13 protein-coding genes are annotated in these 24916 nt (G+C 46.6%); all 13 read left to right on the top strand.

Annotation, left to right across the window (positions count from 1 at the left end; all coding sequences use genetic code 11):
- Window positions 1-131 precede the first annotated feature (131 nt).
- The 13 genes from KJS63_RS04550 (at window position 132) to KJS63_RS04490 (ending at window position 24474) form a co-directional block, all read left to right on the top strand.
- Window positions 132-1658, top strand: coding sequence for a sugar ABC transporter ATP-binding protein (locus tag KJS63_RS04550; protein WP_213618098.1), 1527 nt, complete (start codon window positions 132-134; stop codon window positions 1656-1658).
- Window positions 1648-2664 (top strand): ABC transporter permease, encoded by a 1017-nt coding sequence (locus KJS63_RS04545; protein WP_213618097.1) that lies wholly within the window; start codon window positions 1648-1650, stop codon window positions 2662-2664. Before KJS63_RS04550 ends, KJS63_RS04545 begins: the two co-directional genes overlap by 11 nt.
- A complete protein-coding gene (gene yjfF / locus KJS63_RS04540) occupies window positions 2661-3644 on the top strand; it encodes a galactofuranose ABC transporter, permease protein YjfF (protein WP_213618096.1) in 984 nt (327 codons plus the stop codon). Before KJS63_RS04545 ends, yjfF begins: the two co-directional genes overlap by 4 nt.
- 57 nt (window positions 3645-3701) lie before the next feature.
- Window positions 3702-3941 (top strand): HPr family phosphocarrier protein, encoded by a 240-nt coding sequence (locus KJS63_RS04535; protein ID WP_213618095.1) that lies wholly within the window; start codon window positions 3702-3704, stop codon window positions 3939-3941.
- Between the two features lie 270 nt (window positions 3942-4211).
- A complete protein-coding gene (locus tag KJS63_RS04530; RefSeq protein WP_213618094.1) occupies window positions 4212-6032 on the top strand; it encodes a cache domain-containing sensor histidine kinase in 1821 nt (606 codons plus the stop codon).
- On the top strand, window positions 6004-7575 hold the full coding sequence (locus tag KJS63_RS04525) for a response regulator (RefSeq protein WP_213618093.1): 1572 nt from the start codon (window positions 6004-6006) through the stop codon (window positions 7573-7575). The genes KJS63_RS04530 and KJS63_RS04525 overlap by 29 nt, the downstream gene beginning before the upstream one ends.
- Window positions 7576-7750: 175 nt before the next feature.
- Window positions 7751-8581, top strand: coding sequence for a substrate-binding domain-containing protein (locus tag KJS63_RS04520; RefSeq protein WP_213618092.1), 831 nt, complete (start codon window positions 7751-7753; stop codon window positions 8579-8581).
- Window positions 8582-8620: 39 nt separating this feature from the next.
- Entirely contained in the window at window positions 8621-9649 is a 1029-nt protein-coding gene (locus KJS63_RS04515; protein ID WP_213618091.1) for an ABC transporter substrate-binding protein, read from the top strand.
- Window positions 9650-10244: 595 nt separating this feature from the next.
- Window positions 10245-13493, top strand: coding sequence for a family 43 glycosylhydrolase (locus KJS63_RS26510; RefSeq protein WP_213618090.1), 3249 nt, complete (start codon window positions 10245-10247; stop codon window positions 13491-13493).
- A 179-nt stretch (window positions 13494-13672) separates the two neighbouring features.
- The gene (locus KJS63_RS04505) at window positions 13673-14668 is read left to right on the top strand and encodes an S-layer homology domain-containing protein (RefSeq protein ID WP_213618089.1); all 996 of its coding nucleotides are present in this window, start codon (window positions 13673-13675) and stop codon (window positions 14666-14668) included.
- Window positions 14669-14797: 129 nt separating this feature from the next.
- Window positions 14798-18277 carry a carbohydrate-binding protein gene (locus KJS63_RS26405; RefSeq protein ID WP_374706254.1) on the top strand — a complete coding sequence of 1160 codons (3480 nt, stop codon included), beginning with the start codon at window positions 14798-14800 and terminating at the stop codon, window positions 18275-18277.
- 420 nt (window positions 18278-18697) lie between these two features.
- The gene (locus KJS63_RS04495; protein WP_213618087.1) at window positions 18698-23179 is read left to right on the top strand and encodes a beta-L-arabinofuranosidase domain-containing protein; all 4482 of its coding nucleotides are present in this window, start codon (window positions 18698-18700) and stop codon (window positions 23177-23179) included.
- A 98-nt stretch (window positions 23180-23277) separates the two neighbouring features.
- A complete protein-coding gene (locus tag KJS63_RS04490) occupies window positions 23278-24474 on the top strand; it encodes an Ig-like domain-containing protein (RefSeq protein ID WP_213618086.1) in 1197 nt (398 codons plus the stop codon).
- The last annotated feature ends 442 nt before the right edge of the window (window positions 24475-24916 follow it).

Below are 24916 nucleotides of genomic sequence, written 5' to 3'. Positions count from 1 at the left end.
AAATCTGTAATCCGAATTTACTAGAATGAGAAGCCGTCCATTGGTTGAGGCTGGGCCAGCAGTACTGCCTTAAGCATTGTCTCGGATGGGCTTCTCTTTATTTCTACAAACATGATAGGAGGGTACCATTAATGGAAGAGAAGAAACCTCGCTTACTCATGAACCGGATAAACAAACATTTCCCCGGTGTTAAAGCACTTACTAACGTAAGCTTACGCATGTTCCCTGGAGAGATACATGCATTGATGGGTCAGAATGGTGCAGGCAAATCTACACTCATTAAGGTGTTAACGGGTGTGTACTCGATTGATGCTGGCGAAATCTGGCTGGATGACAAGGAAATTCGGGCGCAAAGCCCGCTCGAAGCGCAAGAACTCGGAATCAGCACCGTGTATCAAGAGGTTAATCTATGTACTAACTTAACGGTTTCGGAGAATATTTTCATTGGGCGGGAGCCGATGAAGAGAGGCCGAATCAATTGGAAGGAAATGAACGCTCACTCCAAGGAACTTCTTAAACGGCTGAATGTTGACATTGATCCGACGAAACAGCTCGGAGATTACTCCGTAGCGATTCAACAGATGGTAGCTATAGCAAGAGCATTAAATATATCGGCAAAAGTTCTGATCCTCGATGAACCTACCTCGAGCCTTGATGCGAACGAGGTGAGTGAGCTCTTTAAAGTTATGCGCAAATTGAAATCGGAAGGCTTGGCAATTTTGTTCGTGACTCATTTCCTGGATCAGGTGTACGAAATGTCCGATAGAATCACCATTTTACGCAATGGAGAGTTTGTCGGGGAATATAAAGCTGAAGAATTGTCCCGCATGGAACTGGTCTCGAAAATGATCGGTAAAGCTATGGATCAGATGGAAGAGGTTCAGGAGCTGGCGGATTCACATACAAGCAATAGCAATGTTACACCTTTCCTGGAGACTAAGCGGCTTGCACGGAAAGGCTCGATTGAACGGTTTGATCTCAAGCTGTACCCCGGAGAGATTCTAAGCCTTGCCGGGCTGCTAGGCTCAGGCCGGACTGAGATTGCCCGGATTCTGTTCGGAGCAGATCGCGCCGATCAAGGGGAGCTTACGATCAAAGGCAAATCGGTGAACTTGAAATCACCCCGTACAGCCATTGATCACGGTATTGCTTTCTGCCCGGAGAATCGGAAGTCGGAAGCGATTATTGAGGATCTTACGATTCGTGAAAATATAATCTTGGCCATGCAGGCCTCGCTGGGTATATTCAAGTATTTATCGAAGAAGAAACAGACAGAATTTGCAGACGTGTATATTAAGCTGCTAAATATCAAGGCCCCTGGACCGGAGACACTGATCAAAAACTTGAGTGGTGGTAACCAGCAAAAGGTTATTCTAGGCAGATGGCTGCTTACGAATCCGGACCTGCTGATTCTCGATGAACCGACACGGGGAATTGATGTAGGTGCTAAAGCGGAGATTATGAAGCAGATGGGCCGATTGTGCCAGAAGGGAATGTCGATTCTGTTCATTTCCTCCGAGCTTGAAGAGGTTGTGCGCACTAGCCACAGAATCGCCATCCTGCGTGACCGCCACAAAATTGCCGAGATGGATAACCATAATGTCAGTCAACAGGACATTATGAAAGCGATCGCAGGAGGGATACCCAATGAAAAATAAGCTGTTTTGGCCGCTAGTTACCTTGGCCGTCTTACTCTTGGCCAATTTAATTCACAATCATGACTTTTTTACGATAACTGTACAAGATGGTCACCTGTTCGGCAGCTTGATTGATATTCTGAACCGTGCCGCGCCTCTAGTGCTGATCTCGATCGGAATGACTTTTGTCATCGCTACCAAAGGGATTGATCTATCCGTAGGCTCGGTGGTATCCATTACCGGGGCAATGACTTGTCTAATCATTAGCCAGGGTGACGGGTCGAGCATGAGCGTGCTGTTCTCCGCTCTGGGTATTTCTCTGGTGCTGGCTCTCGTTGCCGGTGCCTGGAACGGTCTGCTCGTCAGTGTGCTGGGCATACAGCCGATCGTTGCAACGTTGATTCTGATGGTAGCGGGACGCGGGGTAGCGCAGTTGATTACGGATGGTCAAATCCTGACGATTTCCTCGAAGCCGTACTCCTTTATCGGAGCAGGTTATTTGTTCGGGCTGCCGTTCTCCATCTACATTATTGCCTTCTTCTTCGTCATTGCAGCCGTGTTGACCCGGAAGACAGCGGTTGGGTTGTTTATTGAGTCGGTAGGCACGAACCCAACGGCAAGCCGCCTTGCGGGTATCCGCTCCGGGCTAATTATCTTTATCGTTTATTTGCTGTGTTCGTTCCTGAGTGGTATCGCGGGTCTTATTCTTAGCTCTAACGTATCGAGTGCCGATGGCAACAACGCTGGGTTGTGGTATGAGCTCGACGCTATACTGGCTGTAGTCATCGGAGGTAATTCCCTGAACGGCGGACGCTTTTATCTGTCAGGTACAATTATAGGAGCACTAATCATTCAAACCTTGACCACTTCGATTTATTCGATGGGCGTACCTCCGGAAGTTACGCTTGTTGTTAAATCCGTAGTCGTGTTAATTGTCTGCTTAATTCAATCGGAAGCCTTCGGGGCCGTATTCGCCGCAAGACGCAGAAAAAGAAATGAAACCGCCAAACAGGGGGTATCGGCATGAATATCCTAAAAGTTGATAGACGTTACTTTCCCATCCTCGTAACTGTTGCGTTATTTATTGTTATGTTTGCGGCAGGTTCAATAGAATATAACGGTTTTTTCTCACTGCAGGTATTTCTGAATCTTCTTATTGATAACTCCTTCTTGCTAATCACGGCGGTAGGCATGACCTTCGTTATTCTTACAGGAGGAATTGATTTATCAGTGGGTTCCATGATCGCCTTCACGACGATGCTGTCGGCAACCCTTGTTCAGAATCATCATTGGTCGCCAATGCTGGTCATTCCGTTCGTATTGTTTGTCGGCAGCTTCTTCGGATGGGTTATGGGGAGCTTGATTCAGTATTTTAAGCTTCAGCCATTTATAGTTACACTTGCCGGCATGTTCTTAGCCAGAGGTCTATGTTACCTAATTAGCATCGAAAGCATCACCATCGACAACGAATGGTATAAATTCATGTCACAGACCAAAGTCTATTTATTCGGTAAAAATTATATCTCCATTAGCGTCATTATTGCGCTGGTTGTAGTGGCGGCAGCTATTTATATCGCACATTACACCAGATTCGGCCGCAATGTGTACGCGCTCGGCGGCAGTGAACAATCGTCCTTGCTGATGGGCCTTCCAGTTGCCAGAACCAAAATCCTTGTGTATACACTCAGCGGCTTCTGCTCTTCGCTTGCCGGAGTTGTCTTTACCTTTTACATGCTGTCCGGATACGGGCTTCATGCAGTGGGTATGGAGCTTGATACGATCGCCGCGGTTGTCATCGGTGGAACGCTGCTGACAGGCGGAACTGGTTATGTAGCCGGAACGATCTTTGGTGTTCTTATTCAAGGGATCATCCAGACTTTAATTATGTTCCAGGGTACACTTAGCTCCTGGTGGACCAAGATTGCGATTGGCTTGCTCCTGCTCATGTTCATCTTGCTCCAGAAGGTGTTTATCTCACGCAAGAAAAAGAGCAGTGTAGCCGCATAATCGAAGGGTTATATGATCCGGCTGTTGACCACAGCATTTAAGGAGGCGGGGTAACAGATGAATAATACAACCGAAATCGGCTGGGAAATCTCTAAAACTGCTAACCAATTTAAATCTTCTTGTGTACTGAAATTCGGGAAAATCATCATTGATGCCAAGAGTATACTGGGTGTTTTCGTCTCGTTAGCGGAGCACCATAACTACGAGCTTTATGTGATGGGACCCGATGAAGACGAAGCCAAGAGGGCCATGTCTGATTTGTTCGCCCGCTATGATCTTTCTTATACTATAAAATAACCGTTGTCATAGAATTTTAAAAAATAGATGCAGTTGAATATGTCCGTCCGGTGACATAGGGATCATGTCACCGGACTGGATATTGGCAGGGTTACAAACCTCCGTAATTTATCACCCCGCAATCACAAGAGTATATTACAATTGAGAAAAATTTCTTGTTGTTCTAATGAAAGCGCTTTATAATCTTGTCTGAGAATGATTTAATGATTTAAAGTATCAGATTCATGGATCCATGACGTGAACTCAAGCAGAAGCGAGGCTCTTATTGGTATGAAACTGTACGGTTGGATCACTTCAAGTCTACGCGCGAAAATGTTAACGATGTTCGTCCTGCTGACAGCATTTCCGTTGATTCTCGTTGGGATGATTACCTATTATATGTCTTACGAGACCGTGTCGAAACATAGTGTTGCAACGATACAGCTTACCGCAGAGCATTTGAAGAACGATATTGATACGTTATTCTCAGACAATCGCAAGTTTCTGGATATAAGTAAGAATCCGAATGTTTTGCGTTTTCTTCTCATACAAAATGAAACGTATCAGGAAGCCAAGGATATTCTCAACACGTTTAGTTTATACCGGGATACGTACAGGTTATCTGACCGAATCAGCAATATGATGCTGTTTAATTTATATGGCAAGGGAATTAGCGAGAGAAGAGGGATCTTCGAGCTCGATCAGGATCTTTCGACGTATCCCGTATTTGTCGAGCTTATGAAACACCCGGACAAGGTATTAATCATCCCTCCTCTCTCGTCCCAAAGACCGGACTATTTCGATCATTCCAGTGATGATGGCCAATTTACTGTCTCTATCGTATCAACAGTCAAGCAGGAGATCACCGATGAGGTGATTGGGTATATGGTGATCACTCTTGATGCTTCGGTGATTTCTAATTTTTGTAATAATATGCAAATTGGTCAGAACGGATATTTTTATATAGCGAATGAGAAGGGGCAGCCCATAATCATCCCGGAACGTTCTGGGAAGTTCACGATCTTTGATGATGACGAAACAAAGCTAATGACAGGTGACGTGGGCAATTTCACCCGTGTTGTGGATGGTGTGGATCATTTCGTTGTGTATACCTCATCTGAACAGACGGGTTGGAAGATTATCGGGGAAGTGCCGCTTTCAGAAGTGTTGAAGGATGCCTATCGGATTGAAAGATTAATTGGGGTCATTGTCATCTTCACCATTGTATTTACAATCACCTTATATTTCTTCATCTCATCTAAATTAATCCATCCCATTCGTTTCCTTAAGAAGAAGATGCGTCAGGCTGCTTCGGGCTTTCTTGATGCGAAGGTCCGCCAAATGGGAAGGGATGAAATCGCTGACCTCGGCTTAAGCTTTAATACGATGCTTGATAAAATCAAAATTTTGATAGAGAACAGTATAAAGGAACAGGAGTTGATTAAAATCGCCGAGCTTCGCACTCTGCAGGCACAGATTAATCCACACTTTTTATATAATACGCTGGATTCGATCATTTGGTTGGCTGAGAATAGAAAGAGTGAAGAAGTGATAGAGATTGTGCGCGCACTGACGACCTTTTTCCGAATCAGCCTCAGTAGAGGACGCGACTTGATTACAATCAAGGATGAGATCGAACATATTGGCAACTATTTAACGATTCAAAAAATGCGCTACAGGGATATTCTCGATTATGAGATTCAGATCGACGAAGACATTTTGAACTGCCTGATCCTGAAGATGACACTTCAACCTCTCGTGGAGAACGCATTGTATCACGGCATCAAGAACAAACGAGGCAAAGGCATGATCAGGATCAGCGGTTCTTTCATATCAAGTGACGCAATTCGGATCTTCATTCATGATAACGGAGCGGGAATGTCGCAGGAGCGATTAAAGGAGCTGAAGGCTAACCTGGACCAGAAAGTCGAGGATGAACTCAAGCAAGACGGAGGATTTGGATTTAACAACGTACACCAAAGGCTGCGTCTTTATCACGGTGAACTTTATGGACTTCAGCTGGAAAGTGAGCTGGGTGTTGGTACCACGGTCATTGTGAATATACCCATAAGGAGGGAATTTGATGAAGAAGGTCTTCCTGGTGGACGATGAGATCCTTGTAAGAGAAGGAATAAGGGACCGTATTGACTGGGAAAGCGAAGGTTTTGTATTTAGTGGGGATGCTCCGGACGGAGAAATGGCGCTGCCGTTGATCGAAAGAATTGCTCCAGATATTGTAGTAACAGACATTAAAATGCCCTTCATGGATGGTATACAGCTGAGTAAGATCTTGAAGGAGCGGATGCCTGCGGTTAAAATTATTATTCTTAGCGGGCATGATGAATTCACTTACGCTCGGGAAGCATTGCGAATTGGAGTGGAGGAATACTGCCTGAAGCCCCTAAGTTCAGCGGAACTGCTCACAAGTCTGCACAGGGTATCGTATAAGATCGATAGTGAGCGCAGAGACAAGCGTAAGCTCGAAGAGCTTCAGCTTAGAGCTAGCGTCAACATAGATTTTATGCGGGAACAAATGCTAATTGATCTGTGTACAGGTTCTATCCCGACGGCGGATGCGATTCAGATGGCGGAGGAATTTGGAATACCTCTGATATCCGGTTTCTACCTGGTGACACTACTCGAGTTCGAAGCCAAACATGAGGAGGACAGCTCCTCGATATTTAACATAGAGCACGATCCGTTATTCCAGAGTATCAGCTTAGAGTATTCCGATCATCTTCATGTAAAGCGGAATAAGAAGCAGCACGCATGGATTCTTAAAGGAGACAACCCGGCACAGCTTGAATCGCTGGCAGAGAAGCTGATCCGCGACATAAAGCAGCTGGAGGAGAAGCTGAGCTGCACGATCTATACTGGAATTGGCTCAGTGAAGAGCCGTGTTCAGGAGATTTCCATTTCTTTCTCGGAGGCTGATCAGAAGAAAAGTTACCAACATTTCTTACGGAAACGGCCCATTAATAGTAAGGAATTGCAGGGAATAATCTCCTATAAGCGCAGCAAGTTGAATGATTTTCTTGAAGGTGGTGACTCCTCTAAGATCGAAGAGTTCGTATTAAGCTATATGCAGGATGAGGGGCATAGTCATAATACGTTGTATTCTCATTATATGATCATGGATATGATCATATCTGCTACCCAGTTTATTCATGAGTCAGGCGGTGATGTGAATGCCTTTATATCGGAATTGGAGTCTGTGGAGGAAAGTCTGCAGGAGCTCTTCAGTCTTGAAGAAATGCGGAGAACGGCCTCTTTCATTCTGAGGCTCGTGTTTCAATATCGGGACCGGATCAAGAATAAATACAGTGATATCATCAGTAAAGCGAAGGATTACATTGATAATCATTTTGATAATCCGGATATTTCACTTCAGTCCGTTGCCGCGTATGTTAATGTAAGTCCAAATCACTTCAGCAGCATCTTCTCGAATGCGGTCGGTCAGACTTTTATTGATTATTTAATTCGGACACGGATTAAGAGAGCCATGAAGCTGCTTAAGACCACAAGTGCCAAATCCTATGAGATCGCGACTATGGTGGGGTATAACGATCCGCATTATTTCAACTCCGTATTCAAAAAAATTACAGGTGTGACAACCAAGGTATACAGGAATCAAGAGGCTCGAATCTGCTTGTAGGAAGGATGTTGTGCGCATGCGCCCAGCTTATAGCCGAATATGCTATCTACTGGTATTCACTGTTCTGTATTCCCTGGGTTTAAGCAGCTGCAGCTCCCCGAATGTCCCAAATACGCAACCAATCAAGCAAACAATCAAATTGCAAAGCAGCAGTCCCAGGGTTCCGGGGCTAACAATGGCTATTATTTTTGCAACAGCGGACCCAGTATACAAACAGGTAACCAAAAGTGCTAAAGCGGCCGCAAGTAAGGCGGGTATACAACTGATTGTGAAAGCGCCCAATGAGGCGAATCTGGAACAGCAAATTAGAATCATCGAGAATTTGATTAGACAGAAGGTTGACGGTATCGCGATCAGCCCAGTGGACTCCGATGCCATGACACCTTACATCGACAAAGCGGTTGAGGCGGGAATTAAAGTCATCTGCTTCGATAATGATGCACCACATAGTAAGAGGCTTACCTATTTCGGCATTGATAACTATGAAGCCGGAAGGAGTATAGCTGAATACGTGAATAACCTGCTTGGCGGCGAGGGTATGGTCATTGCGGAAACCGGGATGATGGGTTTCAACAATATACGTCAGCGGGTTGCCGGATTTAAAGATTACCTAGCCAAGTCTTCTGGGGTTCAATTGCTGGAGCTGCGCACAGATGGGGATCATGCGGATCAGTCTATTGCAAATATTGAAGACATGATTGAAGCTCATCCCCATTTTGATGCGTTTGTTGGCTTCGATTCACAGGCAAGTTCCTCGGCCATTCTTGTATGGAAGGCCAAGGGATTACGTCAATTTGCCGTCACGTTCAACAATACGCCCGCTATAGTTAGCGGCATCCGCAATGATCAAATCACAGCGACGATCGACCAATCGGAAGATACCTGGGGCAATCTTATTCTTCAGCAATTGACCGCGGCATGTTCAGGTCAGACTCTTCCTGTCACTAACCGATTAGATGTAAAGATCCTGACAAGGGACAACTTGAATGCACCTGGAGGCAAGTAAGAAAGTGTTTAGATCGTACTTGGGGAGGTAGCTTTGAAGATGAGGCGGATCAGCTTTCTGTTTATCGTCTTAGTGTTCATCAGCGGTTGCCGGTCAGAGCAGAGTGTGGAGGTGGCGACAGAAGAGGCAAGTATTCTGCCTGCGCTAAATGGGCAGGAATCCGTGGAGCTTCCACAGGATCAAGGACGGCCGCTAGTTATCGGCTTCTCCCAGGTTGGTTCGGAGAGCGCATGGCGCGCGGCCAATACGAAGTCAATCAAGGAAGCGGCTAAGCATGCTAGCGTGGAATTGCTGTTTGAAGATGCCCAGCAGAAGCAGGAGAATCAGATTCAAGCGATTCGTTCTTTTATCTCTCGTAAGGTGGATGTGATTGGGTTCTCACCCGTTGTAGAGAGTGGCTGGGATGAGATTCTAAAGGAAGCGAAGGAGGCCGGTATCCCCGTCATTATTACGGACCGCTCCGTAGATGTTACGGATTCCTCGCTATACTTGACCCTTATTGGCTCTAATTTTACAGAGGAAGGCCGTAAAGCCGGTAAATACGTACTCGATAAGATGCGGTTGGTTCGTGGCCCGATTCACATTGCTGAGATCCAGGGGACGCTCAATTCCGCACCTGCCATTGACCGGAAGAAAGGCTTCGAAGAGATGATTCTAAGAAATCCGGAGATGAACATTGTCGCTTCCGATACGGGAGATTTCACACGCGAGTCTGGAAAGGCCATTATGACCCGATACTTGCAGAAATACGGCAAAGACATACAGGTGCTGTATTCTCACAATGATGATATGGCATTTGGGGCCATTGAGGCAATCGAGGAGGCTGGCCTAAAACCTGGCGAAGATATCGTGATCGTATCTGTCGATGGTGGAAGGGAAGCTTTTCAAACTATGCTTTTAGGGAAACTCAACTGTACGGTGGAATGTAATCCGCTGTTAGGGCCACAGCTTATTCAGGCCGCGAAGGAGGTAATGGCAGGTCATACTCTGCCCAAACGGATTGTGACCCGCGAGAGTGTATTTACGAAGGGGACAGCCGCACGGGAAATTGAAAACCGAAAGTATTAGAACCCTTCAAGCTGACAGCATCATAAAGAGAGTCTTAAACGGCCTTGGTCCTGAGTTCCCCGGGATTAAAGGCCGTTTAATTTTGCCGGCAGAACCATATGAGTTAGCGGGTACCATCGTAAAAAAACGCAACTTTTCCAAGAAGAAATTACATCGTTACTCAGTTAGCTGAGTGCTACAATATCCGTAAAGAAAAGGATCTTTAAGGATGATTGTGTTAGTGATCATAGTACTTGAATTTTGAGAGGAGGTATAGCAGCACCCCCTGCCGCTTAACTAGCGGCCATTAGTTTTGTAATGCTCTTGTGTGTCTTGACGGTATATTTCGCCCCGGTTTACTACTTTTCAACTATACACTGGCTTTCTTGTTCTTGAGCCAACTCTTCTGTTGATAGTTCCAACAAACGTTTATTTTACAGGTTAGTCATCTTCTCTCTATTCAACAATAGCTTAAGCGGGAGAAATTATAGATTTCATTTCGGTAGGATCCAGGTCTGGGATTCTTATTGAAGCGGCCGCCTACGGTCTAAACGCCTTGAAGGGCAACAAAGTCTAAATTATCGCGATCGGGCAGGAATGGGAGGAGTTCAAATCCATGCATAAAAGACTATGTTCAATTGTATTGGTGTTTGCATTAGTAATTAGTATTCTGCCAATCACATCCGCGTATGCTGACGTCAACACCGCCAAGAACCCCTTTATATGGGCGGATGTACCAGATGTGGATGTGATCAGGGTGAAGGATACCTATTACATGACCAGCACAACCATGCATATGAACCCTGGTGTTCCTATTATGAAGTCTAAGGATCTTGTGAATTGGGAGATCGTCAATTATGTATATGACAGACTTGCGGAGACCGACAAGCAGACGCTTTCAAATGGGCAAAACATATATGGGCAAGGCTCCTGGGCCAGCAGTATTAGATACCATAACGGCAAGTATTATGTGGTGTTTGCCTCCAATGATATTGGCAAAACGTATATCTTTCAAACTACCGACATAGAAAAGGGCCCATGGGAAAAGTATGAGCTTGCGGGCGGCGTTTATCATGATATGTCATTGCTGTTCGACGATGACGGACGTGTATACCTGGTTTACGGCGGCGGAGCTATCAAGGTTATTGAGCTAACTTCAGATGCGACGGCCATCAAAGCAGGCGGAATGAACAAAACGATCATTCAAAATGCAAGCGCTCCCGGCGGCTCCGGCGGCCTCGGAGCTGAGGGCTCACACATCCATAAAATAAATGGCAAGTATTATATCTTCAATATCTCCTGGCCCGCGGGAGGCATTCGAACAGAATTGGTACACCGGGCTGATGCGATTGATGGCCCTTATGAAGGGAAGATTGCTTTAAAGTCAGGCAGCAATTCAAACAGCGCCGGGGTAGCGCAAGGGGGGATCGTTCAGGCTTCGGGCGGTCAATGGTACGGTATGCTGTTCCAGGATTACGGGGCCGTGGGACGCATTCCCTACATTATACCAGTGACCTGGAGTCAGGATGGTTGGCCTGTATTCGGAGACGTCAATGATACAGGGATCGCCGCTGAGCTTTCCAAATCGTGGGTCTCATCAGACAATTTCGATCAACGGGCTGAGAGATCCAGGGCGTATCATGCAGAGAATGCAAGCGGGGAAGCGGTCTACAATGGCTCCAATCTCGGATTGGTATGGCAGTGGAACCATAATCCAGACAATAGATTCTGGTCCCTGACCGATCGACCAGGGTATTTAAGACTCACTACCGGAAGAACGAGCACCAGTATTCTTGATGCCAGAAATACGCTGACACAGCGGACCTTCGGCCCGGAAAGCTCGGGAATAACCGCAATAGATATCAGTCATATGAAGGACGGGGATTATGCCGGAATTGCCGCATTCCAGAAGAACTACGGATTTGTCGGGGTTAAAATGTCTGGCACAGCGAAATCTGTTGTTATGGTGAATGGCAGCTCAGGCTCGGCAGTGGAAGCAGCAAGCGTCCCTGTGAATCAGAACATCATCTACCTAAAAACTGAGCTGGATTACAAGAATAGGACGGATAAGGCTAAGTTCTATTACAGCCTTGACGGAGAACACTGGGCATCTATAGGAAACACCCTTCAGTTGTCCTACACATTGCCGCATTTCATGGGGTACCGTTTTGCCTTATTCAATTTTGCAACGAAGACAACCGGAGGTTATGTTGACTTCGATTACTTCAAGCTGGATGACAAGTTGACCGGATCTAATTTTGATACGAATTTAAAGAGCCTTCAGGTAGACGGTAAACAAGTGAACGGGTTCAGTCCAAATACGTATACCTATTCCCTTGATGTTCCTGCCGGATCGGCTCCACCGAAAGTGACAGCGGTTCCAAATGATCCTGGGGCGGATATTTCGATAACCCAAGCGGCGTCAGTACCAGGAAAAGCTACAGTAACTGTAAGCAGAGACGGCTTACAAACGGTCATTTATACGATTAATTTTGTTACATCTGCCGCAGTGGCCATTGAGGCGGAGACCGCGGCAGAGAACTCAGATCGTGCCTATGTACGTGGAACCGCGAACGGCCATGTATGGTCGCTGGTTGACGGCGAGACTACGAAAGCGATGCAGTTCCTGCCGGACGACGGGATTGCCGTTACCCCAAATACCGATCCGGCCAGCCTTGCCGCCGGCTCCAGTCTGAATTACAAAATCAACGTTAAGACCCCAGGAGCTTATAACGTTTGGGTCCTGGCCAAGAGCCATAGTTACCAAACGGACTCCTTGCACCTGGGATTGGATAATCAGTATCAATTCACGTCCAACGGGATTGAGGGCGTCAGCGGCGGCCAGTTCAGATGGGTCAACCTCAGCAATGGCGGTCCGGCTGTGCCTGGGGGCGCGCCGCTGAACATGACGGCTGGCGAGCATGAACTAAACTTCTGGGGAAGAGAATCCGGACTTATCATAGACCGGATCTATCTAACCACCAGCAGCTCCACGGCAGATCCCGTCTGGCCATCCGCTGAGCCTAAAGGACCTGCAGCGGTGCTCTCCGCAGACAGCCTTGTGCAGCCTGGAAGCAGCTTTACGGTGGATGTCAGCTTGAACAATTTGGAACAAAGTGTGTATGCCCAGGATCTGACCTTGTCTTATGATTCCAACGTATTTGACTATGTGAGCGCGGCAGGTTCGGACAGCAATATCCAGATCGTCAAGGAGGACAAAGAAGCGGCCGGGAAGGTAAGGCTGTTCACGGCGAATATTGGAGGGGTGTCGGGAGCCAGCACGCCGGTATTGAAGCTGACCTTCAAGGTCAAAGCTGGGGTGAGTAATACGACCGGAACGATTGCAGTCACCGGGGCGAAGCTGGGTGTAGCTCCGGAGGGAACCGTCATCCAGGCGGCGGTAGACAGCAAAAGCATAGCGGTAGGCGATCAGGGGCAGCCGGGTGTAGACAAGGCAGCGCTGACAGCCGCAATTACGAATGCACAGAGCCTGTATGATGCAGCAGTGGTGGGCACCTTGCCAGGTCAGTATCCGCAGAAAGCCAAGGATGCCTTGGGTGATGCCATAAGTGCAGCCAAAGCGGTCCAAGGCAAAGGAAGCGCGACGCAGTCTGAAGTGGACAGTGCCACAGCAGGATTAGGCAGTGCGGTAAATACCTTCAAGGCCGCAGTAATTAAGGAGATGTCTGCAGACCTGAACAAGGATGGCAGCATCAATGTAGGCGACCTTGCGATTGTGGCGTACCACTATGGCAAGAATTCTACTGGCGCAGACTGGGCAGCAGCAAAGATTGCAGATATGAACAGCGATAAAAAGATTGATATTACGGATCTTGCGTATGTTGCCTCCAAGATCCTTGAATAAGTGAACAATTCGTTCGCTTGCGAAGATGCTACTAGTTCGTCCATGAGCTGCGTAACAAGCTGAGTTCAGGGAAGAGCCCTATCCCGCTAACGGATAGGGCTTGCTAAGAAATTATATATCGTGGTCTGCAAACGAAGGAATGATTAGATCAGCTAACCCGGCTTATAAGGAGAAGGATTATGATGAGAAAAGGAAAAATGTTGGTTGTAACCTGTCTAATTGCGCTGATCCTGACTGCCTGGACTCCTGGTTCCGGCTATGCGGAAGAGAAGACGGGCTTCACGCTGACTGAGAATAAAGGAAGCGCTTCCCCAGGTCAGAACCTGGAAGTTACAGTGAATGGCAACAACTTGAAGGACCTGTTTGCCTATGAAGCTGTGATTACATTCGATCCAGATATTGTTGAGCTGGATAAGGCGGAAACGAAATTGAAGGGTTTTTTTATACCCCCAAAGGTGGAGAAGGGAAAGATGACTATAGCATTTACAAAAATAGGAAAAGAGAAAGGGGAGTCTGGAAATACCGCTCTAAGCACCATTTCCTTCAAGGGAGTAGCTCAGGGCAACGCTAATATTAAGCTGGTATCCGTGAAGGCGCTGGATCCGAAGTTGACGTCAACTGTCTACAATTATAAACCTACTTTCGACGATCTTCCAGGCTATGAATGGGCCCAAATGGAGATAGAAGCCCTTGCTTCATCGGGAATCATCAAGGGTGCGTCAGAGACTACCTTTAGTCCGGGAGCTAACGTCAGCAGGGCGGATTTTACTAGCTTGTTGGTCAGGGCATTAAAGCTTGATGCAGAAGTAGACGGCAATTTCAATGATGTGGGGCCTTCTGACTACTATTACAAGGAGGTAGGAATAGCCAAAAAGCTGGGCATCGCCCAGGGCAAAGGTAATAACCAGTTCGAGCCTAAGAAAAGCATATCCAGACAGGATATGATGGTGGTCGCGGCGCGAGCCATGAAGATCGCTGGAAAAGCGCTGGATGAGTCAGACTCCGATTTAAGCCGCTTCAGTGATGCTAGTGAAGTAGCAGCTTATGCAGTGAACCCATTGGCTCAGCTGATCAAGAAAGAGATCATTCTTGGCTACAACGGAAAGATCAATCCTAAAGATACCGCGGTAAGAGCTCAAGCCGCAGTTATTATCTATAGGCTTTTGAACAAGTAGAGTCATAAGTGAGGTCTTTGCCGGATGAGTAGTGAAGGGTGGCGGTCTTTCTCAATTGGAATCAAGTTCTACTATTAATTATTCATGAAAGGTGGCGATTGTTCAGTGAAGAAGTGGAAAAAACTATTAATGATTTCAATGACGATGGCTTTAACTCTAGCTTGTGCATTCACACCGGGTCCGATTACAAATAGGGCAGAGGCTGCAGCAGCTGAGCTCACTCCAGCACTAGCTAAAACGCCTGGGAAAGGCAATCCGCTGTTTACGCAGAAGTTTGGCGCCGACCCCTATGCAATGGTCTATAATGGCAGAGTTTATGTGTACATGACAAATGATATATTTGAGTACAATGCCGACGGGTCAATTAAAGACAACGGATATAGTAAGATCAATAAAATTACGGTGGTTTCGTCCGATGATATGGTGAACTGGACAGACCACGGAGAAATACCTGTAGCCGGACCAAATGGCGCAGCGAAATGGGCAAACAATTCCTGGGCGCCGGCAGCTGCACATAAAACTGTAAATGGCAAGGAGAAGTTCTTCCTTTATTTTGCGGATAGCGCAAGCGGCATTGGCGTGCTTACGGCGGACAGCCCGATCGGACCGTTCACAGATCCGATTGGAAAAGCTCTCGTTAGCAGAAATACTCCAGGGGTAGCCGATGTTACGTGGCTGTTTGATCCTGCTGTGCTGATTGATGATGACGGAAGCGGCTATTTATATTTTGGCGGCGGTGTTCCGGCAGGGAAGGACGCTGATCCGGGTACAGCGCGTGTGGCAAAGCTTGGGGCAGATATGACTAGTCTGGATCTGGCCGCTAGTGGCGGAAAGGCTAAACCTATCAATCCACCATTCCTGTTCGAGGACTCAGGGATCAACAAATATAACGGGAAATACTATTACTCCTATTGTACGAACTTCTCCGGTCAGCATCCGGCTGACATACCTACTGGAACGATTGCCTACATGGTAAGCGACAATCCCATGGGTCCCTTCACCTATGTCAAGACCATCCTGCCCAACCCTGCTGCTTTCTTCGGCGTAGGAGGTAACAACCACCATGCCATGTTCGAGTTCAACGGGGAATGGTACATGACATACCACGCCCAGACCTTGGCAAAAGCAATGGCAGAGAGTGGGGCTGTTCCACAATTGAAAGGGCAGCCGCATGGATACCGTAACGCACACATCAACAAGGTAAGCTTTGATGCAAAAGGAGTTATTCAGGATATTACTGGTGATTACGCAGGTATTCCGCAATTGAAGAATTTTAATCCTTATACAAGGGTTGAGGCTGAAACCATAGGCTGGAGCGGAGGAATCAGCACGGAAAGCAGTACTGAGCCGGGAGCTATGGTAAGCAGCATAAATCTGAATGTCAGCAGCATCAATAATGGAGACTGGACAGCCGTATCCAAAGTTGATTTTGGCGATAAAGGCGCTGGAACGTTTAAAGCTAATGTGGCAAGCGGTTCAAGCGGCGGAACCATAGAACTGCGTCTTGACCGTGCTGACGGCACATTGATTGGGACACTTCCGATTTCAGGCACGGGCGGAGACAATAGCTGGAAGACAAAAACTACAATTATCTCCGGTGCTGCGGGAGTCCATGATCTATACATGGTGTACAGAGGAGCATCAACTGGTAATCTCTTTAAGGTGGATTATTGGCAGTTCGAACCTAAGAGTGCCGCTCAAGAACTCACAGCAATCAATGCATCCATCGATAAACAAAAGATTGATATCGTGGGTGGAACAAACACCGCCAACATCAAGGTTACGGCTATTTATGCCGATGGAACAAGCAAGGATGTTACGGATCAAGCCGTTGCAACACCTGCACAAAGCGGTATCGTAAGTGTGAAGAACGGAGTAGTAACCGGTGTCGGATATGGCACTACAAGTATCGAGATCAGCTATGGCGGAAAAACAGATACAGTTCATCTTCAGGTAAAAGACTTGAATAGTGAACTGACGGTGAAGAAGCTCACCGTAGACTCGCCTTCAGTTGCCCTGGATACTGGAAAAACGGCAGCATTTAAAGTTACAGCGGAGTTTGTTGACGGACATACCGAAGATGTAACCAAAACAGCAACCTACAGCAATTCGAATCCGAATGTTGCAGAAGTATTGAACGGCACAATCACCGCAAAAGCCAGTGGAACAACCAATGTAACGGTAAGTTATAAGGGAGGCTCTGGTGACGCGGTAACTACGCAAATCAGTGTAATTGTTAATGCCCCTGTCTTTGTGGCCATTGAGGCGGAGACCGCGGCAGAGAACTCAGACGGTGCCTATGTATCTGGAAACGCGAACGGTCATGTATGGTCGCTGGTTGACGGCGAGACTACGAAAGCGATGCAATTCCTGCCGGACGACGGGATTGCCGTTACCCCAAATACCGATCCGGCCAGCCTTGCCGCCGGTTCCAGTCTGAATTACAAAATCAACGTTAAAACTCCAGGAGCTTATAACGTTTGGGTCCTGGCCAAGAGCCATAGCTTCCAAACGGACTCCTTGCACCTGGGATTGGATAAACAGTATCAATTCACGTCCAACGGGATTGAGGGCGTCAGCGGCGGCCAGTTCAGATGGGTCAACCTCAGCAATGGCGGTCCGGCTGTGCCTGGAGGCGCGCCGCTCAACATGACGGCTGGCGAGCATGAATTGAACATCTGGGGAAGAGAATCCGGACTTATCATAGACCGGATCTATCTAACCACCAGCAGCTCCACGACAGATCCTGTCTGGCCATCCACTGAGCCTAAAGGACCCGCAGCGGTGCTTTCCGCAGACAGCCTTGTGCAGCCTGGAAGCAGCTTTACGGTGGATGTCAGCTTGAACAACCTGGAAGAAAGTGTGTACGCCCAGGATCTGACCTTGTCTTATGATTCCAACGTATTTGACTATGTGAGCGCGGCAGGTTCGGACAGCAATATCCAGATCGTCAAGGAGGACAAAGAAGCGGCCGGGAAGGTAAGGCTGTTCACGGCGAATATTGGAGGGGTGTCGGGAGCCAGCACGCCGGTATTGAAGCTGACCTTCAAGGTTAAGGCTGGTGTGAGTAATACGACCGGAACGATTGCGGTCACCGGGGCGAAGCTGGGTGTAGCTCCGGAGGGAACCGTCATTCAGGCGGCGGTAGACAGCAAGAGCATAGCGGTAGGCGATCAGGGGCAGCCGGGTGTAGACAAGGCAGCGCTGACAGCCGCGATTACGAATGCACAGAGCCTGTATGATGCAGCAGTGGTGGGCACCTTGCCAGGTCAGTATCCGCAGAAAGCCAAAGATGCCTTCGGTGATGCCATAAGTGCAGCCAAAGCGGTCCAAGGCAAAGGAAGCGCGACGCAGTCTGAAGTGGACAGTGCGACGGCAGCGCTGGGCACTGCGGTAGATGCCTTCAAGGCAGCGGTAATTAAGGAAGTGTCCGCAGACCTGAACAAGGATGGAAAAGTCAATGTTGGGGATCTTGCGATCGTAGCTTACCACTATGGCAAAGATTCCACTGGCGCAGACTGGGCAACCGCAAAGATCGCGGATATGAACGGTGATAACAAGATTGATATCACGGATCTCGCGTATGTTGCCTCCAAAATACTTGAATAAGTAATTAAATAAGTTGAATTTAAGAATTACTTATGGGCAAGAGTGTGAAATGATTCCGGAGAAGCGGAGCGTTCGCCTACAAGCTTTCTGAAAGAAAGCTGCATCGGAAGCATAAGCTTTGTGATTAGACTTCTACCTATAAAAATTCAATTAAGAAGTTTGAGAACAACAGCGATCGTAGGAACATTTCATACGGCTGACTAGCATGTAAGTTATTAGTTCAACTTATATAGCAGCATGAACAACTGAACTCTAATTATGCCCTATCCCGAGATACAGCAGTCCATCATTGGGATAGGGCATATTAAGTTGAATATTTCAGATCTCTAGCTTTCCTAAAATAGATGCAATCCTTAATTGCTTTGTGACACAAGCTTATTCGGATTTTGCTTGATATTTTATAAAGAGGGAGAAATGTAAATGAAACTGTTAAAAGGTATAACCAGAGCAATGAGGAGGACAGCACCTCATATCATATCCTTAACATTGGTTTCCACGGCTGTGTCCGGTTTTTCCGTTTTCGCAATTCCGGCATATGCAGCAGCGTTGGATGTTTCAAAGCAACTGGATTTAAAGTTTGAAAATAATATTACGGATTCCTCCAATAACGGGATTCAAGGGAGATTAAATGGCATCGCAAAATATGTGGACGGGAAGGTTGGTAAAGCTCTACAACTTAACGGAACGGATAATTATATTGATTTAGGGACGTCTTCGGCATTACAGCCGCAGAATCTGACTGTGTCTTTCTGGGTGAAGCCCGATGCTACGTTACAAGGCGAGCATATGATTATGTGGAACAAGCCAAATGGTAACTGGATGGGAGAAGGATGGTATTTAAGCATCCTGAGTGATACCGTTCCATTGAAGCTTTCCACAGGATCTGGCGTACAGGAATCGTATGTTACTGGGGATCGGAGCAAATTCTTCCCAGTAGGGGAATGGACTCATATCGCAGTCACCTATGACAATGCAACAAAAAATGTGGTCATTTACCGTAACGGTTTCGCTCAAAAGGTTTCCTATAATAAACAAGGTGGAAGCATTGCGGGAAATAGTACGGATCATAAGTATTTAGGCTTTAACTCACCCTTATATGGCGGAGCCTATTCTAAGCTGAACCTGGATGAATTCAAGATTTACAGTATTGCTGCGACAGATGAAGCTGTCCGGGATGTCTATAAATCGGAAGGTGGCGTAATTGACGAGAAGGTCATTGCACAGCAAGACAAAGATGCGATTGTACTGCCAGAGACAACAAGAGGAAATCTGACTTTCCCGACGCAAGGTATAAATGGAAGCACAATCTCGTGGAGTACTTCAAATCCAAATGTGATTTCAAACACAGGAGTGGTTACAGATCCAGGGGCCGATACTCCGGTAACAGTACGAGCCTCTATCACTTACGGCTCAGTAACTTTAACCAAAGAATTTTCTGTGGTTGTAAAAACGAATAAATATTCAGGTGATTTTTCAAAAATCAAAAATTTTGACTTGGAGCAGGTAGAGGTTACAGACCCTTATTATGTTAATGCTCTCAATAAAGATGTTGATTATTTATTAAAACTTGATCCGGATCGTCTTTTGTCCGGGTTCAGAACGGTAGCTGGTCTCCCTAAGAAAGCTGAGCTTTACAACGGTTGGGAAGGCAGTTGGAGCTACCTTAGAGGACATACATTGGGGCATTACATGACAGCGCTGTCACAGGCATATAAACAAACTAAAGACAATCAAGCGCTGAACTCGCAGATCAAAAGCAAAATAGATTACATCATCAGTGAATTGAAAGCATGCCAGAATGCAAGCAGAAATGATTATATCTTTGCAACACCGGAAACTCATTTTGATGTAATTGAAGGGAAGATTGAAGGTCAAAGCTGGGTACCTTGGTACACGATGCACAAAATTGTGGCAGGGCTATTGGATATTTATAAATACGAAGGAAATGGAGACGCCTTGCAGATTGCGAGTAAGCTCGGAGATTGGACATACAACAGAACTCAAACATGGGATGATGCCACGCATACAAGAGTATTGAATGTAGAATATGGCGGTATAAATGACGCCTTGTATGAACTGTATAAATACACCAACAATGCGAATCATTTAACGGCAGCCCATATGTTTGATGAAGATTCCCTGTTTACTCCCATTGTTAAGGGTCAAGACATACTGGCAAATAAGCATGCAAACACACAAATTCCTAAGTTAATTGGCGCATTGAACCGGTACCGGACGTTAGGTGAAGCGGAGTCGTTCTATTTAAAAGCAGCGGAGAATTTTTGGGAGATGGTGGTCAACGACCATACCTATATTACAGGTGGGAACAGCGAGAATGAGCAATTTAGAGAGCCAGGGCAGTTGGATAATTACAGGAACAACATAAACGATGAAACGTGTAATTCCTACAACATGTTAAAGCTCACCAGAGAGCTGTTCAGACTTACCGGAGATATTAAATACGCCAATTATTATGAGAAAGCTTTGCAAAATGAGATCTTGGCCTCTATTAATCCGGAAACCGGTATGAGTACGTATTTTAAGCCGATGGGTACAGGGTATTTCAAAGTATTCTCCACATTCTTCGATAGTTTCTGGTGTGATACTGGAAGTGGTATGGAGAGCTTTAGTAAGCTCGATGACAGTATCTATTTCCACACCGATCAAGACCTCTTTGTCAACATGTACTTGAGCTCAACCGTGAACTGGACCGAAAAGGGCCTTCGATTAACACAGCAAACAGATATCCCTGAAAGGGATAAAGCCAAGTTTACCCTTAACGCGGCACCTTCCGAGGCCGTTAATATTAAATTCAGATCACCGGAGTGGGTTGCACAAGGGCAGAAAGTAGCTGTGACGATAAACGGGGAAGCATTGAATGTAAGAGAAGCTAACGGATATATAGACATAAATCGAGTATGGAAGACTGGCGATGTTGTTGAATTGACGATCCCTTTGGAAGTACAGGTATCAACCCTTAAGGATAATCCCGAAGCGGCAGCATTTAGTTATGGTCCGCTTGTTCTAAGCGCAGGCCTTGGAACAGAGCAAATGGTCGCGATTCCGCATCTTGCTTCACAGAAAGCAAACTTGCCTTCGGGCATTACCTATAAGGATTATATCCTTATAAAAGATGGTAATGTGAAGGACTGGATCAATAATGTCAAAAACAATTTGGTTAAGACGGAAGGAAAGCTCGAATTCACGCTGCGGAAAACGGATGAAGATCATCATTTGAAGTTTACGCCATATTACTCCTTGTACAAGGAAAGATACGGGATTTACTTCTATTTATCTGCATTGGATTCTCCGAATTTCCAGAAAAATATTCTAGGTAGAAAGACTGCGGCTAAAAAGGCGATTGCCAAGATCGACGAAGTGCAAATCACGAATGACCAGCACGAATTGGCTCATAACCTCCAAGGAAATACGGGAGGAGGCTCCTATGGCGGGGAACAGTATCGTCAAGCTTGGAGTGGGTCAGCGGGAGGCGCTTGGCTAAGTTATGACATGGCAGTTAATCCTTCCGTTACTAACTTTATTTCCACTAGATACTATAGCGGTGATAAAGGAAGAGCTTTTAACGTATATGTTGACGGTAACCTAATTAAGGAAGAAACGATAGCAGCTAAAACCCCTGATCAATTTTATGATGTAAGGTATGAAATTCCGGCAAAATTGATAGAGGGAAAATCAAAAGTAACTGTAAAATTCGCCAATAGGGGCGCGGGTTACGTTGGCAGACTTTTCGGAACGGTTTCCATTTTGAAAGACTATAATAATGACCCGAATCTTAAGAGTGTTACTGTAGGCGGGGCGTCCGCAACACTAAAGGATAATAAGTATTCAATTTCTCTTCCTCAAGATTCTACGGAAGCTTTAGTTAAATTCACTCCTGAGAACGCGAATGCTCTCGTATATGTTGATAACATCTTAATTGATGATTCAGTAGAAAGAAAAGTAGCTTTACAATCTGACACGACTACTTTGAACGTTAGAGTGGTAGCCGAAGATGGAGTAACTGGGAAAGCATATACCGTAAGTATCAACAAGCAAGCACAAGGAGCCGCAGCTGCGCTGTCAGCAGACAGCCGTGTGAAGCCAGGAAGCAGCTTTAACGTGGCAGTTAGCCTGAACAATCTGGAACAACGTGTGTATGCTCAGGATCTTACCTTGTCTTATGATTCAAAATTATTTGAATATGTGAGTGCGGCAGGTGCGAACAAGAACATTCAGGTTGTGACCGAGGACAAAGCGGCTGCCGGAAAAGTTAGACTGATCGGCGCCAATATCGGAGGGGCATCCGGAGCCAGTACGCCGATTCTAAATCTAACCTTCAAGGCTAAGGCCGATGTACGGAATACGACCGGAACGATTGCGGTTACCGAGGCGAAGCTGGGCGTGGCTCCGGAGGGAACCCTCATTCAGGCGGCAGTTGGCAGTAAGAGCATAACGGTAGGCGATGGTGATGAGCAGCCAGTTGTAGACAAGACAGCGCTGACGGCTGCGATTACGAATGCACAGAGCCTGTATGATGCAGCAGTGGTGGGCACATTGCCAGGTCAGTATCCGCAGCAAGCCAAGGATGCCCTTGGTGATGCCATCAAAGCGGCGAAAGCTGTTAAAGACAATCAAAGCGCGGCGCAGTCTGAGGTGGATAGTGCCGCAGCAGCATTGGGCAATGCGGTAGATACCTTCAAGTCAGCGGTGATTAAGGCCGGGTCTGCGGATCTGAACAAGGATGGACGCATCAATGTTGGCGACCTTGCGATTGTAGCTTACTATTTCGGCAAGAATTCCGCCAGCGCAGACTGGGCAGCTGCGAAGATTGCGGATATGAACGGCGATAACAAGATTGATATCACGGATCTTGCGTATATTGCATCTCAAATTACGGATTAAACCTATCAAATGTGAAGCTGTGGACGGGGATTCTTCATCCTCCGTCCACAGCCCCTACAAAATGTATTGATAAATTTTTACGGGGAGGGGATTGGTTAATGAAAAAGGTCTTAAGTTTCTTAATTTTGATCTTTACTTTATCGGCGATATTTTCATCTGTATCCTTCGCAGACGATGATCCAATAGAGGTGACAGGGGTAACCCTTTCGCTCAGCCTTGAGGAAGGTTCAACCGCAATACTGACCGCAGCAATCACCCCCGCACATGCAGCTAACAAGGAAGTAACCTTCTCATCAAGCAATACAAGTGTGGCCACGGTCACTGGCGCAACTTATGATTCTGTATCCGGTACAACAAGTGTGACCGTGAATGCGATAGCGGCAGGAAGTGCAGTTATTACCGCGACATCAGCAGATGGTGGCAAGACAGCGGTAACCAATGTGACGGTTGTGTCCAAGGCGCCAGCAATTGTACTTTCCGCAGACAGCCGTGTGAAGCCTGGAAGCAGCTTTAAGGTGGGAGTTGGTCTGAACAAGCTGTCACAAAGTGTGTATGCCCAGGACATTACTCTGACCTATGATTCGAACCTATTTGAATATGTGAGTGCGGCTGGTGCGAACAACAACATTCAGCTCGTGACAGAGGACAAGGCGACTGCGGGAAAAGTTAGACTCATTACCGCTAATATTGGAGGGATAACCGGAGCCAGCGCTCAAGTACTGGATCTAACCTTCAAGGTAAAGGCGGATGTACAAAATACGACCGGAACGATTGCGGTTACCGAGGCCAAGCTCGGTGTGGCTCCTGAGGGAACCGTCATTCAGGCTGCACTTGACAGCAAGAGCATAGCGGTAGGCGATCAGGAGCAGCCGGGCGTAGACAAGACAGCGTTGACAGCCGCGATTACGAACGCACAGAGCTTGTATGATGCAGCAGTGGTTGGCACATTGCCAGGTCAATATCCGAAGGAAGCCAAGGATGCACTCGGAGCCGCCATCCAAGCAGCAGCAGCTGTAAAAGACAACCAAAGCGCGACGCAGTCCGAAGTGGACAGTGCCATAGCAGGATTAGGCAGTGCGGTAAATACCTTCAAGGCCGCAGTAATTAAGGAGATGTCTGCAGACCTGAACAAGGATGGCAGCATCAATGTAGGCGACCTTGCGATTGTGGCGTACCACTATGGCAAGAATTCTACTGGCACAGACTGGGCAGCAGCAAAGATTGCAGATATGAACAGCGATAAAAAGATTGATATTACGGATCTTGCGTATATTGCATCTAAGATTCTTGAATAAGTGAGCTGCTAGTCCGTTTTGAATATACGTGCTGCTTTAGTTGGTTAAAAGTGAACATTAGTTTAGCCCTGTCCCGATAAGAGGGATAGGGCTTTTGCATTTATTTGTTCATCTGTTGAAATGTATAGGTAACATCCTGTGATTTTCCAATAAATAATAAGTTATCGATTAATATAATATTAGCTGACATACACGCATTTTTTATTGATCCAATGCAGACTTTTACCATAATCACCCTAGCAAGGCCCTGAATTTATAGATCATCATCTGGAAAAATATGTTGACACGAAATCGCTTACAATTTATAGTGATTTGTAAGCTTAACGATAAGCTAATACATCGTCATAAAGGGAGGGAGTTCATGAACAGAAGCAGGAAGTTTTATCTCTTTCAATAATCAACACAACGCACCCCACGCTTTTACTGCGCCATGCGGCAGGCC

Source organism: Paenibacillus sp. J22TS3 (assembly GCF_018403205.1).
GTDB lineage: Bacteria > Bacillota > Bacilli > Paenibacillales > Paenibacillaceae > Fontibacillus > Fontibacillus tuaregi.
This window is presented reverse-complemented; position numbering and strand designations above follow the sequence as displayed.